This window comes from Bacillus nitratireducens (assembly GCF_001884135.1).
Lineage (GTDB): Bacteria > Bacillota > Bacilli > Bacillales > Bacillaceae_G > Bacillus_A > Bacillus_A nitratireducens.
Window position 1 is genome coordinate 1 of sequence record NZ_MAOC01000098.1, and the last position, 16000, is coordinate 16000.

Annotated in this window: 19 protein-coding genes and 1 riboswitch; of the genes, 4 read left to right on the forward strand and 15 right to left on the reverse strand. The window is 34.6% G+C overall.

The genetic code is table 11. From position 1 onward, the window contains the following. From BAU23_RS28320 to BAU23_RS28370, 11 genes are all read right to left on the reverse strand, one after another. On the reverse strand, window positions 1-2292 hold a 2292-nt coding region (locus BAU23_RS28320), incomplete at its 3' end, for a SpaA isopeptide-forming pilin-related protein (protein WP_116733325.1). Between the two features lie 57 nt (window positions 2293-2349). After that, a riboswitch (cyclic di-GMP riboswitch) is annotated at window positions 2350-2442 on the reverse strand. 169 nt (window positions 2443-2611) lie between these two features. Further along, window positions 2612-3148 carry a TetR/AcrR family transcriptional regulator gene (locus tag BAU23_RS28325; protein ID WP_001097940.1) on the reverse strand — a complete coding sequence of 179 codons (537 nt, stop codon included), beginning with the start codon at window positions 3146-3148 and terminating at the stop codon, window positions 2612-2614. A gap of 418 nt (window positions 3149-3566) precedes the next feature. Continuing rightward, complete coding sequence (locus tag BAU23_RS28330; RefSeq protein WP_000877822.1) at window positions 3567-3833, reverse strand: CPCC family cysteine-rich protein; 267 nt, start codon at window positions 3831-3833, stop codon at window positions 3567-3569. Between the two features lie 20 nt (window positions 3834-3853). Then, complete coding sequence (locus BAU23_RS28335) at window positions 3854-4273, reverse strand: hypothetical protein (protein ID WP_071735714.1); 420 nt, start codon at window positions 4271-4273, stop codon at window positions 3854-3856. Window positions 4274-4464: 191 nt separating this feature from the next. Further along, complete coding sequence (locus BAU23_RS28340) at window positions 4465-5118, reverse strand: DUF975 family protein (RefSeq protein WP_071735716.1); 654 nt, start codon at window positions 5116-5118, stop codon at window positions 4465-4467. Between the two features lie 199 nt (window positions 5119-5317). After that, complete coding sequence (locus tag BAU23_RS28345) at window positions 5318-6745, reverse strand: PH domain-containing protein (protein ID WP_000278232.1); 1428 nt, start codon at window positions 6743-6745, stop codon at window positions 5318-5320. Beyond that, window positions 6738-7214: a PH domain-containing protein gene (locus BAU23_RS28350; protein ID WP_000371361.1), complete on the reverse strand. Its 477-nt coding sequence runs from the start codon at window positions 7212-7214 to the stop codon at window positions 6738-6740. The genes BAU23_RS28345 and BAU23_RS28350 overlap by 8 nt, the downstream gene beginning before the upstream one ends. 83 nt (window positions 7215-7297) lie before the next feature. Further along, a complete protein-coding gene (locus BAU23_RS28355; protein WP_071735718.1) occupies window positions 7298-7492 on the reverse strand; it encodes a hypothetical protein in 195 nt (64 codons plus the stop codon). A 2-nt stretch (window positions 7493-7494) separates the two neighbouring features. After that, on the reverse strand, window positions 7495-8079 hold the full coding sequence (locus BAU23_RS28360) for a TetR/AcrR family transcriptional regulator (protein WP_000164839.1): 585 nt from the start codon (window positions 8077-8079) through the stop codon (window positions 7495-7497). 201 nt (window positions 8080-8280) lie between these two features. Then, on the reverse strand, window positions 8281-8577 hold the full coding sequence (locus tag BAU23_RS28365) for a hypothetical protein (RefSeq protein ID WP_001137435.1): 297 nt from the start codon (window positions 8575-8577) through the stop codon (window positions 8281-8283). A 14-nt stretch (window positions 8578-8591) separates the two neighbouring features. Next, window positions 8592-9797, reverse strand: coding sequence for a lipase family protein (locus tag BAU23_RS28370; RefSeq protein ID WP_406910823.1), 1206 nt, complete (start codon window positions 9795-9797; stop codon window positions 8592-8594). A 113-nt stretch (window positions 9798-9910) separates the two neighbouring features. Here BAU23_RS28370 and BAU23_RS28375 point away from each other — a divergent pair, with 113 nt between their 5' ends. The 4 genes from BAU23_RS28375 to BAU23_RS28390 all read left to right on the forward strand — a co-directional run bounded on the left by BAU23_RS28375 (window position 9911) and on the right by BAU23_RS28390 (window position 12132). Beyond that, complete coding sequence (locus BAU23_RS28375; RefSeq protein WP_001220548.1) at window positions 9911-10234, forward strand: hypothetical protein; 324 nt, start codon at window positions 9911-9913, stop codon at window positions 10232-10234. Window positions 10235-10772: 538 nt separating this feature from the next. Then, entirely contained in the window at window positions 10773-11093 is a 321-nt protein-coding gene (locus BAU23_RS28380) for a DUF1433 domain-containing protein (RefSeq protein WP_000902680.1), read from the forward strand. A gap of 173 nt (window positions 11094-11266) precedes the next feature. Beyond that, window positions 11267-11524 (forward strand): hypothetical protein, encoded by a 258-nt coding sequence (locus BAU23_RS28385; RefSeq protein WP_000372302.1) that lies wholly within the window; start codon window positions 11267-11269, stop codon window positions 11522-11524. Window positions 11525-11817: 293 nt separating this feature from the next. Continuing rightward, entirely contained in the window at window positions 11818-12132 is a 315-nt protein-coding gene (locus tag BAU23_RS28390; protein WP_000759584.1) for a hypothetical protein, read from the forward strand. A 158-nt stretch (window positions 12133-12290) separates the two neighbouring features. On the opposite strand, the gene BAU23_RS28395 is transcribed toward BAU23_RS28390, so the two are convergent. The 4 genes from BAU23_RS28395 to ecsC form a co-directional block, all read right to left on the reverse strand. Then, window positions 12291-12992, reverse strand: a complete 702-nt coding sequence (locus BAU23_RS28395; protein WP_071735722.1) for a LutC/YkgG family protein — start codon at window positions 12990-12992, stop codon at window positions 12291-12293. Further along, window positions 12973-14403 carry a LutB/LldF family L-lactate oxidation iron-sulfur protein gene (locus BAU23_RS28400; protein WP_071735723.1) on the reverse strand — a complete coding sequence of 477 codons (1431 nt, stop codon included), beginning with the start codon at window positions 14401-14403 and terminating at the stop codon, window positions 12973-12975. The genes BAU23_RS28395 and BAU23_RS28400 overlap by 20 nt, the downstream gene beginning before the upstream one ends. Before the next feature lie 15 nt (window positions 14404-14418). Further along, window positions 14419-15144, reverse strand: a complete 726-nt coding sequence (locus BAU23_RS28405) for a (Fe-S)-binding protein (RefSeq protein ID WP_071735725.1) — start codon at window positions 15142-15144, stop codon at window positions 14419-14421. Window positions 15145-15280: 136 nt separating this feature from the next. Then, entirely contained in the window at window positions 15281-15988 is a 708-nt protein-coding gene (ecsC, locus tag BAU23_RS28410) for an ecs operon protein EcsC (protein ID WP_000634147.1), read from the reverse strand. Between the last annotated feature and the right edge of the window lie 12 nt (window positions 15989-16000).

Consider the following 16000-nt stretch of genomic DNA (forward strand, 5'->3'; position numbering starts at 1 on the left):
ATCTACTTTTGTAATTTCTACTGAGCCTTTGTCTAACTGCTCATTTTCTACTTTCAATGATAAAACTTTTGTCATGCCTTTTTTAATTTCAAATGATACTGGCTCTGTTAGTTTTTTGTAACCTGGTAAGCTTTTCGTCTCTACTAATTTGTATTTTCCTACTGATAGATCTGAAACGTTTGCTTTTCCATCTTTATCTGTTGTTACTTTTCTTACTACTTCACCTTTCTCATCTTGGACTTCAAATTCGACACCTGCTAATACTGCACCGCTTTCTTTGTCCACTTTTGTAATTTCTACATTACCTTTGTCTACCATTGCATTTTCTACTGTTATTGGGAATATGCCGTCCCCTGCTACATTTACTTCGAACTCTTTTGCTTTTAATTGGTATCCTTCAGGCGCTTTCGTTTCTTTTAAAATATATTTTCCTGGTGCTAACGGTTTAGAAATTGCCTTACCGTCTTTATCTGTAATAATATGTTCAACTACTACACCGTCTTTTACTATATCAAACTCTGCATTTGCTAATGCTTTGCCACCATTTTCCGAATCAATTTTCTTTAATTCAATTTGACCCTTTTGCATGGTATTTTTAATTTCAATTGTTTTTGTTTCTCCAGCTTGAAGTGTAACCTCTACCGGACTTGTTAATTTTTGATATCCTTCAGGTGCTACTTTTTCATAAATTTTATACGTTCCAGGTGTTAAAGTTTGAGGAGCTGAAAAACCTTTTTCGCCTGTTTTCAGTACTGCAACAACCTTATCTTCACTATTTCGAACTTCAAATTCGGCACCTGTTAACTCTTTATTCGGATCCTCAGCATCTATTTTATGAATAGCTACTGTACCTTCTTTTGGAGGTTCCGGCGGCGTAACCGTTACTTCATTCGATGTTAATTTCTTATCATCATAATGTAACTCTGCTTTATTAGGAATCTTCTTATCTACATAAGAAGATAAGTCTGCATCAGCTTTAATTTTCGCCTTAATATTCAAGTTAATTATCTGGTCTTCATATGACTTATAGTCAAAGCTCTCACCGAACGTAAATGTTACTTTACTTGTTTGTTTATCTATCGTTAGCTTTCCTTTAGACGTAATATCTTGACCACTTTGATCAAATACTTTCGCATCTATAACGTCTAATACATCTTCTAAATCATCACTAATTACCATTGATGTATAATTAGGCGGATCTTGTGGTATATGCGTACCAACTTGATATTGAATTGTTTGATCCATTTGTGTTAACTGCTGATTCTCTACAAGCTTACCATTCTCATTAACTATATTTTTTTCAATGCTAGGTGGATTATTGTCACCTGAACCGGTTCCTCCCCCACCACTTACAAATACTTGTCCTACTTTTTCTTCAGTTTCAATATTTTTGCCTTCTAATTTCACTGTATTTTTATGAGGCTTTGCAGCAGGATTTGTAATTTTTGTTTTATATCTTAAAATATAACCTTTTGAGCTGTCTGGAAATTCAATTGTAAATCCAGCCTTCGTTGTATTGATTTTAATTTTAGATAAATCTGCTGGCTTAATATTTGTTGCTGCATAGCCATCTTCAAATACAGCCTCTTCTAATACTAAGCTATCTGTAATTAATTCATGCCCAGGTCCTAATGTGTCTGTTAATTTAAGATCTTGCATTTCTGTTCCAGTTGCATTTACATATACCGTCCAGTCTGCAATTGAAGGATCTTCCTGATTATAAGAACCCCATTTCAATAGATTATCTGTATTGGGCTGTGGCTTCGGTCTCTCTGTCGTATTATTTACACTTACTTCTTTATCTACGATTTGACCATCAACGTTAAATTCTAATGGGATTTTTTGAACACCATCATATGCTTCTAGAGCAAAATAGAATTCTACGAATAAAGAACCTTTAATGTTATTCTTTCCTTCTACATAATCACCCATAGTACACGTCAATAGACCATTTTTCATCTCACATGTACCAACTGTTTTTCCTTCAGCATCTTTTAAAGGAAAACTCATATTCATAAGATCTTTTCGAAATTCTTTTGGCATATCAATTGTGAATTGATCTCCACTTTTTATCTGTTCTTTAGCTGACCACTTCACTTCTACTTTCATACCATCTGAAGCCTGATATGGTTCAGATATCGTGCCATCAGTACGGGAAATGCTAATATCATCCACCGGACTTTTCATCACAGCAGCTTGAATAACTGGAGCCCACACATTCAGCACTGAAAATAATACTAGAAAAACTAATGAAACCATTGAAATGTGCCTTTTAGTACTTTTTGCTTGCATATTTTCCTCCTTGAATATTATATTTATATAATAAAAAAGATCATCCAATTGCATCAAAAGTGCAACCAGACGATCTTAGTAACCAATATATATTACCGTAGACTCTAAGCTTTGCGGCCTATCCTTTCGAATAGTGTGCTAAAAATATGTTTTATTCTTTTTTTGTTTCATTTCCCACTTGTACCAAATATTACTATACCGTCTGGACGGTTATAATTCAACATCTATACAATTGTTCTATTATTCTAATAAAAAAAATAATTCCCCGCCGGATTAAACAAACCAATGGGGAATTTTTTCATTCTATAGTTTATATATTCTATTTATAAGAAGCATTAATAAGGGCTTGAATCACTTTTTCTCTTAATTCAGGACTTAGTCTTCCGATCCCTAAATATTCCGAATACCATAATCCATCAGCTGCTAATCTAATAATTGTGGCACAAACAGAATCCATTTCATCATTTTCTATTTTAGTTTGCAATTGCTGAAATGCTTGTTGTAATGGCTCAAGTAATTCAGGTTTTAGCATTAATGCTGCCATCATACTACTACACAACTCTTCTGTTCTGTTCTCATTACTTAATCTTTCCTCTACAAAAGAACGAACCCACCTTCCTTTCTTCTCTGTGTCTTCCGTTACCCTATTATGAATAGCACCATGATACTCCTCTGTCCCTTTAAGTATCATGCCTTCTATTAAAGCTTCTTTATTTGAAAAGTGATACAATAATCCCCCTTTACTTACACCTGCCTCTTTTGCTACTGCTTCTAAAGTTAACTTAGCTACTCCTTTAAATTGAACAATTTGAGAAGCGGCGGCTAAAATTTTTTGCCGTGTTATGCTCGTGTTCATTCCTTTTTAAACCCTCATTTCTACTAATTCTATCTAAATACGTATTTTATCTTTAATATCGTTGAGTACTACTAGGTATTTTTTTATTCAATATAGGCCTCATTATTTTTGAATTGTGAGTTGCTTCTTCTATTAAAAATTTCCATATCATCCAATATGATAACATTAAATACACTACGTTGACTATACATCTATACATTTATATTAATTCCTAATATACCCATAAACATGAAATGTCATTTTAACGAGTTGATTTCCTATCCTTTAGTTTTCTAGCATTTTTCGAAGCTGGTCTTCCTACCACCCTATCAGCGTTATTGTTTTATTTTATAAGACGGTGCCAATTCTTTAATCACTAAATAAAAAATGTTATTACTTCTCTTTCTATAAGTAATAACATTTTCTCCCTATAAACCACTTAACAAATTTGCTTCCAACTAGAATCCTTCACATCTTCACTAGTCGGCTTTCTAACTGATCCAACACAAGATTCCTCGCAAGCACCAAATGCAATGAAATTTTTCTGTGCTTGCCTTAACGAGGGCTTATTTGCCCCGCCTTCAAAGTCATGATCATTAAACTGAACAGGATCATCTTCCCAATAACATATATTACAAATTTCATATGTACCTGGTGGTTCTTCTTCTATTGTTTTATATCCGCAGCATGGACAAGTGTATTTCATTCTGTCACTCCATTATTAATTTATTTTTTCTCCCATATATTCCGGCCCACAAAGAATGTAACAGCGCAAATCATAGTTATTACCATGAAAAAAACATTAGAATCTTCATATGTAGTTGGAATTCCTACCGTTACGAAAACAATACTAAAAGCTAAAAGTAAATATACTAATAAAGATATGATATAGCTTAGTTTAAATCGTAAAATGATACCTCTAAACAATAGCTCACCAAGAAGACAGCCACCTAAAATGATAGGTACTCCAAAATACAATGTAAGGACTCCCATTTGCGCAGTAGATTGAATTATCTTTCCAATTATGTTCGGCGAAGTCATCTCATCATTTTTCCCCATCCTATCATATAAATCAAGTGCCGTTGCTGAAATAAAGAAACTTAATATAGCAAATGAATACGGTATTAAAAATTTGCTCAATCTCATTCACCTCACTTTTTCCTTTACATATATTATTCATTATTTTCTATCATTTTTACATAAAAAAATAACCCTCTATGATAAAACATAGAGGGAAGAATTTCTATATAAAAACCTATACCTTATCCTGAAGTGCCCCCCGTAAACAGAACCTCTAAACTATCTGTGCCCTATATTCTTTAGGGGATAGGTGGTTATTAGAAAGTAGTACCTTCTTTTTTGTAATATTCTTTTGAAACCTCTTCATAAAACGCTGCCGATGTCGAATAGAAATAAGGTACTAACCATAAGAAACCGATTCCTAAAGTAAGAATACTTAAAATGAACCAACCTAAGAAACTTAAGCATAGTAAAAAGTAATCCATTTTATGTCCATTCATCATACGACGACTTTCAGTAATCGCTTGATTTGCTGTATATTCTGGATGATCGTTCAAAATAAAATATGTCATAGAATAAGAAAATGATTTAATAATACCTGGAATAATAAGAAGTAATGTCCATAGAATCAAGTACACATTCATTAGTAAATATGTTAAAAACGATTTCATAAACTTACTTCCATCGTTAAACCATCTAAATATATGACCAATACGAGCATTATTCCCACGAATTACATTTAAAACAAAATAAGAAGCACCTATTGTTAACGGACCGATAATAAACATTGCAATAATAGTTACTGTAAGCGACTCATTTGCTTCTTCCCAACCCCAAAACATCGAGAAAATACCTGTGGTTAGAATTTCAACAGCTCCAATAAGGATTCCGACTAATAAGGTTGCCCCTACCGCTAATCCCCATTTTCCTTTTAATGCATCAAGTGCTTCTCTTTTTAACTGACTTATCATATATAGCCTCCTAATACTTTTTCTATATTAGTATACCATTTATATCAAAAATTCCATAGATTTTCCTTAAATAGAAGTATACTACTTTTTTGATATGTATTGATATATGTGTGCTGTCGCTGTACTAATACATGGATTAAGTCACTCATTTTCCTATAACAAAAAAGCCTGCCTTTCATAATAGGCAAGCTTTTTCAAGTTAATCCTCACTTATTCTCTTCTTATACCAATCCTGCATTCTCTCCGCATCTTCAACTCTCGTATGTTCTAATTTATAATTCGATGATGCACTAGAAAAATTATAGGTACATAAATCCGCCCGGCGCTGGAAATATGATTGTGTTTTTTCAATTGATTGGACGTGTCTTCTTCTTACAAGTCCTGTATGTTTCCCAATACTACGATGTATGATCGTAATTTGTTCTCCGTTTACGCCGTAACCATTTGTTTTAAATGTTGCGTATCCAAGTGTAAAGATGAGGATAGCGAGCGGTAACAACGCCCACATGATGTAATACTTTTCAAAGTATATGCTGATTCCAGTAAGCGGGATTGCTAGCATTGCGAAGAATATAAAACTATCAATTAAGTAACGGCGCAATGCCGCTTTTGGTAATGCAATAATGTTTGTATTCAGTTCATATGGCAATTGTAAATGAGCAAGTAACTGTTGCACGCGATCTTTTCGAATAATCGGATGCAGCGTAACTTTGTCTTTCTCTTCTCCCAATCCCTTACTTTGAATGACGTCGACTTGCACAGCACAATAACCGAACATCTGACGGAAAATACCTTCTTTTATCGTAATACCTTGAATACGGTGCAATTTTAGTACAAGTTCTTTTTTCTCAAGTAATCCTTGCGAAATGCGGACTTCATCATTTCTTCGATTCACTGTGAAATCGCCATGTTTTAACGCATAACCGATTGTGGATATCATCCAAGAAACAACAAGTAAAATAGCTACCATGTAAATCCAGCCGTATATATCATGATCCATTACATACGACTCTACGCTATTTTTTATCCATTTCGGAATGTATTCATCTACTTGGTTATAAACGAAAAATATTAAAGAGAATAACAATCCAAATTGACCAGATGTAATAGATGCTAATAAAATTTCTTTCAAAGTTAATTTGTACTCTGTCGCTTGCTTTTCCTCTGTCATAACTTCTTTTTCTACTACTTCTTCTGCTTTCACTTCTGGAGTTGGCTCATTTAGTAAGGAAATAAGCTCCTTCGCCTCATCTTCCGTAATACCAGCTAGGCTTACTTCTGCATCATCGCCTCCACCAGCTGTTTCGATTTGAATTTTCTTTAAACCAAGCATTTGATATAACACGTTTGAACTTGTATTAATCGTTTGAACACGTTCTTTATTTAAGTAGCTCTCCTTCTTCACAAAGAGCCCTTGTTTCACATGTAATACGTTATTTTCAACCCAGTATGTTGTGTAATACCATTTTTCAAACGCTGAAAAGACGGTGAGTAAACCGAATCCAGCGGGAATTAAATACCAAAATGGAAACTTTCCATTTAAACTAAACATGAAAATAAGTAGTGGTATAAAGTCTGTTATTTTTAATTCTAATAACATCGTAATGGGATGCTGCCTCTTATACATCCTCATCACTCACTTTCGCTAATTCTGCGATTTTCGTTTTCAACATTTCTGCTTCATACATCGTTAAACCTGGGATGCTGTGAGAAGTTGCCGCTGTTGAAATATGTAATTCTGCTAATCCATATTTTCTCATAATTGGTCCTTGTTCAATTGTAACGTGCTGTACACGAATCATCGGTACTAATACGCGCTTTACAACGAAAAGACCGTGCTGAATTTCAAGCTCTTCTTCATTTAATTGATAGCTATAATAACGCTGACGTAGTTTCGGGAATAAAAAGTACGAAAATGGTGCTAGCGCAACTGTTAACCCAACCATCACATACAAAATCCACGCCCACCAATCAAACTTTATCATGAGGAAAAGGTATACTAAGATGACGAGAATACCTATCCCTTCTTCAATTACAGCACGAACTTTCCACACCTTGACCATGTCAGGGTGAATTTCATTTTTCAATGGATCCATGTAACCACTCCAAATCTAGTAATCTAATATATGAATACTCTCAATCTATATTTTACATAACTTTACATAAAATTGAAAATTTATTATTTATCCGTTTTTGTCTCAGGAATAAAATATCCGAACCAAAGGAGCCAAACTAAACTAATTAATGCGAGCCAAACTAAACTAATTAATGCGAGCCAACCTTTATCCGCTTGGAAAGCTTCAATCATACCTGGAATTTTATAAATTCCAATTAACCCCAGAAAACCGAGCCACCAGTTTTTCTGCATTTTCATTTTTATTCCCCCTCCTTCATGACGTTTTTCACATTTCGAATCCAAATTTCTTTATACTTTAACTGGAGTCCCATTAACATGTAATTACTCATATTATCGATCACGAGCGCTAACGTATGCGCGTTTTCTTCAGTTGCATGTTGTGACACAACGTCAAGTTCCACACCTTTTTTCAATAAATCGTGGAAACCATTTAAGAAATCTTCTTGTATTTCAAATAAGCGTTTCTGATACTTTTCATTTCGCGATGCAGTTACGATGAATTCATTTATGACGCGTAGTATGCCTTCTTGTCCTTCATACTCAGAGAGCATATGTAAACCATCGGCAATTAATTTTTCTGCAAAGTTTTCTTTCGTATATTGCTCTTTATCGAAGTAACTTGCAAAATGGTACCCAGAAAAAATTTCTTCAAATAAAAAATCAACTAACGCTTCTTTAGAAGAAAAATGATAATAAATAGCCGGTTTTGAAATACCTACCTCTTTCGCAATCATAGAAAGGCTCATCTTCTCAATACCGTGCTCTGCCATGAGTTTAAATGATGCCTCTACAATGTTTTGCGATGTTTGTAAATTCTTTGTCATACTGTACCTCACTTATTTTTACTTACCGGTCGGTAAGTAAATTGTAAAATAAAAAATCATCGTTTGCAAGTTTGATTCAAAACTGTATATTACTTTTTCAATCTACATTATGGATCTGGGATCATATTCCTTAATAATGACTACAATAATCTTTAATCCAGTTAAACTACAAAAAGCACCTTTGTGAGTGCTTCTTGTAATTTAATATTTAGGCCCCATGTAATCATAACTTTGATCTAGCGCTTTTAATAAATCAATCGCACCCTTTAACTCCCTTTTATCAGACTCTAATTCTTCCATCCTTCTTTCAATATCTTTTTTAAAAGATTCTAAATCACTAATGGCCTTCTTCCCCACTCCAAGTTGAGACCAGCTTGATAAGAGTAAATTATGTACATTACTTACAACTCTTTTATTATGATTTAAGTCTTGAATCATATGGTCAAATTGTTGTAAGGCTTGGTTCAATGCTTCTTCATTTAAGTAAATTCTCGGCATCCTAATCTTCTCCCTTAATATTGTTGATCTGTCTTCTTATAATCATCGGCTTTCTTCTCAATAAAATCTGAAATTTCCGTTGCTGTTCTTATGTACCAAAAACTTAAATGCTCTACATGTGCACGTATATTATTTACTTTAGCTTCTACCCGTCTACTTTCAGCCGTTTCTAATAATGTCATCATATTAGAAATTAACCTCGGTACTCTATCTTGAAATTCTTGCGCGTTTCGCTTCATATCTCTTACAGCTTGTTCTAAATTCTCTACCACTACACGAATTTCTCCCCCGCCTAATAACGCGCCTGGTGAATCATAAACTCTTTCATTCGTGTCTACATTTAACAAGTATTTATTGGATAAAGACCCATTCTCTCCAAACCGGAAGTTCTGATCTGTTTGATAATGATAACCAGGGCCACTTATCGAATTCAAAAATCGAGTAACATCCATCCCAATCTTTTGCTGTAATGATAGCTTTGACATTTCTTCTTTCGAAATTGGTGGGGTTACCGCATAAGTAGAGCCTATATGACTTTCATATGCACCAAATGGTCCATAGCCAATTGAATCATTTCCGTGAACAACACTTACAATTCTATTATTAAACTCACCATTATTTGCTTTTTCTTGTAAATCAGGCGGTAACAAATGTTTTGCACTCGGCGCATTCCATGACATACATCTTACATTATCATTAGATGCCGCTGCATATTCCGCTAAAGCTCCCCCTAACGAATGACCCGTCGTATATATCTCCACATCATCCCTGTCCTTGTATGTATCCGTTACTTGTTTCATGACCCTTTCAGCCTGTTCGAATTGATTGTGTGTTTCCCAGCGCTGATTCTCTTCATTCCAATATTTCTTTGAACCTTCATTCTCAGTCCCTGCTACAGGAGGTGCTGCTGGTTCATGAACACCTTCTCGTAATACAAAATGATTGGTATCCGTTTTTAAATCCTTCATACCTTCCCCTGGCTTCATCGGAATGCCTAAAGAGTTTTTCTCTATAATTTTGTCCCCTTCTGTACCTCGGAAAGCTACCATAACTTGCTTTTTGCCATCCACATCTCGTTCAAAGGCTACTGCGTCCATTCCGGTTTGTTTGTCGTGGAATGTTTCACGGACCTTCCATGTTTGTAAAGTATCATCATTCGCATTATTCACTGTAATTTCATTTCTTAACTCTTTATCTGATTTATACGCATCTTTAGCCATTCGATAAAAGCTTAAATCTAACACTTCTTGTGTATTTTTGCTATCCAAAGTATTCCCTCCTCGGGATATTTAGTATATTCTAAATTATAGAACAACATTAACGGAGGGTAAACATGAGAATTAAAATCCGAAAATTTACCTTTTTTGTCTTTTTTATCTTTGTAAGTACAATAATTGGGGGATGTAATATGCAGGAAAATAATAAAGAAAAACAAATAGTAGATAAAGCAACAGAAAAAACAATTAATTACTTTAAAGAGAAACAAAATTTAGATGTAACTATTACTGATTACAGGTTCCCTTCTAATGATCTAGAATCAGTCTTCATAACTGGTCATATCAAAGATGATGAAAGCAAGGAATTCACTGCTACAATAGATTACAATAATAATTATAATGTTGGTTCTGTTTCAACGAATTTTTCTCTAAAAAAATAATACAATATGGATAAAAAAATGAGGAAATAGCATTAAAAGAAAAAGCAGAAAAGATCGCAATCCAACATTTTAAAGAAGATAAAAAGCTAGGTGTCACAGTGACAAGAGTGGAATTCGCCCCCTCAGATTTTTGGGTGATTTTTGTATCAGGTCATGTAACAAATAATCCAAACCGTAAAATAACTGCAGATATAAATTATAAAAATAAGGTTGAAAGTATTAGTTATGATGACTGAAATTAATATGAAAATAAAATATATTTTTGTTGGCCCTTTATATTAATTCCAATTATTTCATATGTATATAAAGGATGAGATCAATATTCAATAAGCTCAACTTCTAACATTAAAAATTTAGAAGCAATGTATCAAACTTTTGGGCACCTAACAATAAGGTGTCTATTTTTATTTTCAAAAGGAGCCCCTCAAATAATTCTTAAAAACCTAGATTGATTTGAACCTATTAAAACATTTTAAAGTTTCTCTTCTACAACATTTGATATATCCCTAATTTAGGAACCAATGATTGGAGGAGAATTATGTTGCATAAAAGATTGTTTTTTTATTTAGTTTTCATTTTCATTATTACTACCTTAGGAGGCTGTAATAATGAAAATAATACCGAGGAAGAAATCATTAATAAAGCAAAAGAAGAAACCATTCAATATTTCACAAAAACAGAGGGCTTAGATGTAACAATTACTGGTCATGAATTTGGACCAAAAGACTTTCAAACTATCTCTATATCAGGCTATGTGACTAATGATAAAACTAAAGAATTTACTGCTTCAGTTGAATACGCAAATAATTATCATATCGGCGCTATTTCAACCACCAAAAATTTAGAGCTTAAAAACTAATAATCCTGGCACTTTAGAGTGCCTTTTCTTTATACTTCACCACACAATATTCAGTGAATATAAAATTTATTGAAGAGGAATATAACGCAACATTCATGGAGTGATTATTCGTGAAAAAGTATGCTATAAGATTATTCTTTATTTTTACACTTATCCTTTTAGGAGGATGTACTATGGATCAAAAAAACAATGAAGAAAAAGTAGTAAAAGAAGCAAAAGCGACAACCATTACATACTTTAAGGAAAAGCAAGATTTGGACGTAGTAATTACTGGGCATGAGTTTGGTCCTAAAGACCTACAATCCATTTATATCTCTGGGCATGTCAAAGATGATAGAGCCAAAACATTTAATATAACTATTCAATATAGCGGAGATAAATACACGATAGGTTCAATTTCTAAAAGTAAAAGTTTAAAATTAAAATACTAACACTTCCCATAATTTTCATCTAAATCATTCCTATATGCTCCCAATGATTTTCAAATAGTTTTTATAAACTGACATGTGAAAGATAACAAAAATAAGATTTTTTCTATGGACGCAGAATATGATGGAGGAGAATATCATATAAGATCTATGTCTCACTCCAAAAATTTAGAGCTTAAAAACTAATAATCCAGGCACTTTAGATTGCCTTTTCTTTATGCTTCACCACACAATGTTCAGTAAATATAAAATTTATTGAAGAGGAATATAACGCAACATTCATGGAGTGATTATTCGTGAAAAAATATGCTATAAGATTATTCTTTACTTTCACACTTATCCTTTTAGGAGGATGTGCGATAGATCAAAAAAATACTGAACAACAAATCGTTAATAAAGCAACAGAAGAAACCATTCAGTATTTCAAAGAAAAAGAGAATTTAGAAGTGACTATTACAAATCATAGATTTCCTTCTAATGATATCGAAACTATTTTTATAACGGGTCATATCAAAGATGATACAAATAAGAAATTTACTACTTCAATTGATTATAAAGATGATTATAATATCGGTTCTATCTCTACCACTAATTTCAGCCTAAAACACTGAAAAGACAATCTGAAAATTTCCTTTTAAACATTAATCATTAGAACAAAAAGACATCCTAAATGTGTGATTAGGATGTCTTCTTTATAAAACAAATCAATTCCTATTTAGATAAACGGTAAAAAGTTTCATCTATATTTCCAACTCGTAACCGTAAATCATTATTGATCATCCACAATAATATACGCTGTCCGGATCGGCCCATGCACACCTACGACAAGGTTCATTTCAATATCCGCGCTATTTGATGGACCAGAAACAAAGTTCACACAAGCCGGCAAGTTTTCTCCCGCTTTACTTTGATCATGAATCATTTTTGTAGCTTGGGTTAATCTTGGTACGATCGTACTTTTAGGAACGATTGCAATATATGACTCTGGAAGCAAACTAACATGCCTTCCTTTTAACCCATCATTAAATAGCACAACGGTTCCTGATTCCGCCAGAGTCATATCACTGAACGTAATGCCAAGGTCAGCAGCTTTCGCAAATTTTATGTCCTCTTCTTTATCACCTAATCCCCATGCACGAAAATGTGTTGTGCCTTCATTGTTGAAACATGAAGTAAGACCGTACTCATTAAAGCGCTCATCGTTCGAATACATAGCAGATTTGATATTCCATTCTTTTATTAAAGACCCCAATGTTTCAACAAGATTTTCCTTTGTTGTTCGCTTTACTTCTGTATGAATCACTTCGCAGTGCTCCATTAACTGTAATACAAGTTCGTCTTGCGCCAGTCCATCAAAAACATTCCACTGCGGGGAAAAAGACCATTTCGGTTTTTCCACCGCTTCTGGACGTTTCCTACCAAGCTTTTCTGATAATTGGAGTAAAAATTCCTCACGATTTTGAATGGCCATCATCGTTCTCCTTTACGTGTTTTTCAAACCACTCTCGAAACGGTTGTTTTTTCGGAACCGGAAAATCTCTCGCGTCCGTCCAAGCTTTTAACGGTCCAATGCCGCGCTCAATCTTATCTCCTTTTGCGAGAGGTTTTAATGCATACGGAGCGCTCTTCGCAGCAAAAGAAAATAGTCTAGGACTCTTCACCGCTTTTTCAAAACCTTTCATAGCCACGTTCCAAGCTACGGGTGATTGTTTTTCTTCTACGATGCGGCTGCGATGTTTAATTAATAAGTCGTGTAACGGGATTTTCACTGGACACGCTTCTGTACAAGCACCACAAAGGCTAGATGCATAAGGTAAATCCTTATATTCATCATATCCTCCTAAAAGCGGTGTTAACACAGCTCCAATTGGCCCTGGATAAATAGAGCCGTACGCATGTCCACCAATATGCCTGTATACAGGACACACATTAATACATGCTGCGCAACGAATACACTGAAGAACACTTTGGAATTCTGTTCCTACAATATCGGAACGACCGTTATCAACAATGACTAAATGAAATTCCTCAGGTCCATCTGTCCCGCCAGGCTCAGTTAATCCTGTAATATAACTTGTTAACTTTTGTCCTACAGAACTTCGGCATAGAAGTGCGACTAAAACATCAAGCTCTTCCCACGTCGGAACAATACGTTCCATCCCCATAACTGTAATCAACGTTTTTGGAAGTGTCGTAGTAAGTCTTGCATTTCCTTCGTTTGCTACAATAGAAATTGACCCAGACTCTGCAACAGCAAAGTTACATCCAGTCACCCCTATATCCGCTGCAAAAAAATCATCACGTAAATAATCTCTTACAAACCTCGCCATTTCCGTAGGGTCAGATGTTCCAGTGTAATTTAACTTTGTTTTAAATATTTCACAAATGTGTTCTTTATCTTTGTGAAGGCACGGAACAACAATATGCGAGGGAGGATCGTGGTCGTTCACTTGTAGAATAAATTCAGCAAGATCTGTTTCTAACACTTCCGCCCCAGCTTCTTCAATCGCTTCATTTAAACTAATCTCTTCTGTTACCATCGATTTTGATTTCACAATTTTTTTCGCATTTTTCTTTTTTACAATCTCTTTTACATATTCCCTTGCGTCTTCTGCAGTCTTTGCGAAATAAACGAAACCACCGTTTTTCTCAATATTTTCACTTAGCTGATGTAAATAATAATCAAGGTTTTCTAATGTATGCTTTCGAATTTCTTCTCCTAAAGCTCGCCATTCCTCCCAATTCCCAAGACTCTCAGTAGCTTTTAATTTCTTAACTCTAAGACCATCTTGCGCTTTCCTGACAGCCTGTCGCATAAATTTATCCCCAATGCCTGTTTCAGTACGCTTATGAAAGGGATCGTTCCCAATTCTCATTCCCATCTCTATATCCCCCTCTTATTTTCGATCTTCATTTAATACTTGAGCAATATGTTTTACATCAATTGGATAGCCATTGCGTGTTAAACGTCCTTTTATATTCATTAAGCAGCTACAATCCATCCCAATTAACAATTCCGCACCGGTTTCCATAATATGCTTTACTTTTTCCTCAACCATTTGCTCAGAGATTTCTGGCATTTTCACCGAGAATGTCCCTCCAAATCCGCAGCAATCATAATTATGTGGCAGTGAAACAACTTCCAGTCCCTTTACACATTTCAATAATTTTTGCGGTGGTTCCTTAATCCCCATTAACCGGCTCATATGACAAGATGTATGAACCGTTGCTTTTTTATGAAGCTCCGCACCTAAGTCTTCTTTCCCTAATACTTCAACAAGAAATTGTGTGAATTCATACGTTTTATTTCCAAGTTCCGTAGCCTTTTTCTTCCACTCCGCTTCACTTTCAGAAAATAAGCTAGAAAACTCGTGAACCATCATAGCGCAAGACCCCGATGGTGCCACAACATATTCCGAACCGGCAAAGGCTTCAATCATATGTTTTGCAGCTGTTTTTGTTTCTTTCACATACCCGCTATTATAAGCAGGTTGTCCGCAGCAAGTTTGAGTTTTTGGAAAATCAACTTCACACCCTAAATCTTCAAGAATTTCCACAACATCTTTCCCTACTTCTGGATAAAAAACATCTGCAACACAAGTAATAAATATTGATACTTTCATATTTTGCACCCCTAAATACAGTAAAGTAAGCTCAAGTAACTTTATTTGTATATTATTGGTAAAAAGTTTAAAAATATGAATAAAAATAAAAAAAGCATCCTAAATGTGTAATTTAGGATGCTTTTTTTAACGCAAATCAATTTCTATTAAGCAATCGCATACGATAACAATTCATCGTCACTTCCCCAAGCCTTTGCAACAATTGATAATTCGCATATGCGCCAACCGGGGCACCTATGATTGGTACGAGCTGAAGCATTTTTGCTAAATCGATATAGTCTCGGTACTCTGTTTGGAACTTTTCCCAGTCCATATGATTTTCTTCTTCTGTATCCCACGTTTCAATCGCTTTCCATACTTCTTTTCGGTGATCGTCACTTGAAAAAGCAAGTTGGAAAACGTGAAGGATAAAGAGGCGCTCTTCTTGTTTACTCGTATCAAATCCGTACAATGTTGCTGCATCGAATAAAAATTTAATTTTAATTGTAAGTAGTAGCGGAAAGTCAGCAAGACCGAGAAGAATACCACCAGCTCCTGTTCCCGCTCCTTCTGCCGCTGCTACTTTTTTATATTCGTCCATTTTTTTACGAACTTCATCATCACGTCTTTGCAGCGACCAAGTCGTTTCTTTTAGTTTCGGCTTTATAAAGTTTGATCCGGCGCTAATCGTTTGTACCATCATCCGAATCGTTTCTGTTAGTACCTTTTGCACTTTCGCCGGAATGAGCTGTTGTACTTTCACCTGCACTTTTTTAGAGAACCGTGTCATCATAGAAGAATCCTTCATGAATGTAGCTTTCCACTGCTCCAATTCTTTTATAACCTTCTCTTCATATGTAATCATAGGTTCATTCCC

Bases quoted from the DNA above. Each gene is read 5' to 3' on its own strand.
- BAU23_RS28360 (WP_000164839.1), bottom strand. From the start codon at position 8,079: ATGACAAAGAATTTACAAACATCGCAAAACATTGTAGAGGCATCATTT.
- BAU23_RS28330 (WP_000877822.1), bottom strand. From the start codon at position 3,833: ATGAAATACACTTGTCCATGCTGCGGATATAAAACAATAGAAGAAGAA.
- BAU23_RS28325 (WP_001097940.1), bottom strand. From the start codon at position 3,148: ATGAACACGAGCATAACACGGCAAAAAATTTTAGCCGCCGCTTCTCAA.
- BAU23_RS28370 (WP_406910823.1), bottom strand. From the start codon at position 9,797: ATGGCTAAAGATGCGTATAAATCAGATAAAGAGTTAAGAAATGAAATT.
- ecsC (WP_000634147.1), bottom strand. From the start codon at position 15,988: ATGATTACATATGAAGAGAAGGTTATAAAAGAATTGGAGCAGTGGAAA.
- BAU23_RS28340 (WP_071735716.1), bottom strand. From the start codon at position 5,118: ATGATAAGTCAGTTAAAAAGAGAAGCACTTGATGCATTAAAAGGAAAA.
- BAU23_RS28395 (WP_071735722.1), bottom strand. From the start codon at position 12,992: ATGGCCATTCAAAATCGTGAGGAATTTTTACTCCAATTATCAGAAAAG.
- BAU23_RS28335 (WP_071735714.1), bottom strand. From the start codon at position 4,273: ATGAGATTGAGCAAATTTTTAATACCGTATTCATTTGCTATATTAAGT.
- BAU23_RS28380 (WP_000902680.1), top strand. From the start codon at position 10,773: ATGTTGCATAAAAGATTGTTTTTTTATTTAGTTTTCATTTTCATTATT.
- BAU23_RS28345 (WP_000278232.1), bottom strand. From the start codon at position 6,745: ATGTATAAGAGGCAGCATCCCATTACGATGTTATTAGAATTAAAAATA.
- BAU23_RS28400 (WP_071735723.1), bottom strand. From the start codon at position 14,403: ATGGGAATGAGAATTGGGAACGATCCCTTTCATAAGCGTACTGAAACA.
- BAU23_RS28405 (WP_071735725.1), bottom strand. From the start codon at position 15,144: ATGAAAGTATCAATATTTATTACTTGTGTTGCAGATGTTTTTTATCCA.
- BAU23_RS28385 (WP_000372302.1), top strand. From the start codon at position 11,267: ATGGATCAAAAAAACAATGAAGAAAAAGTAGTAAAAGAAGCAAAAGCG.
- BAU23_RS28355 (WP_071735718.1), bottom strand. From the start codon at position 7,492: ATGAAAATGCAGAAAAACTGGTGGCTCGGTTTTCTGGGGTTAATTGGA.
- BAU23_RS28350 (WP_000371361.1), bottom strand. From the start codon at position 7,214: ATGGATCCATTGAAAAATGAAATTCACCCTGACATGGTCAAGGTGTGG.
- BAU23_RS28365 (WP_001137435.1), bottom strand. From the start codon at position 8,577: ATGCCGAGAATTTACTTAAATGAAGAAGCATTGAACCAAGCCTTACAA.
- BAU23_RS28375 (WP_001220548.1), top strand. From the start codon at position 9,911: ATGAGAATTAAAATCCGAAAATTTACCTTTTTTGTCTTTTTTATCTTT.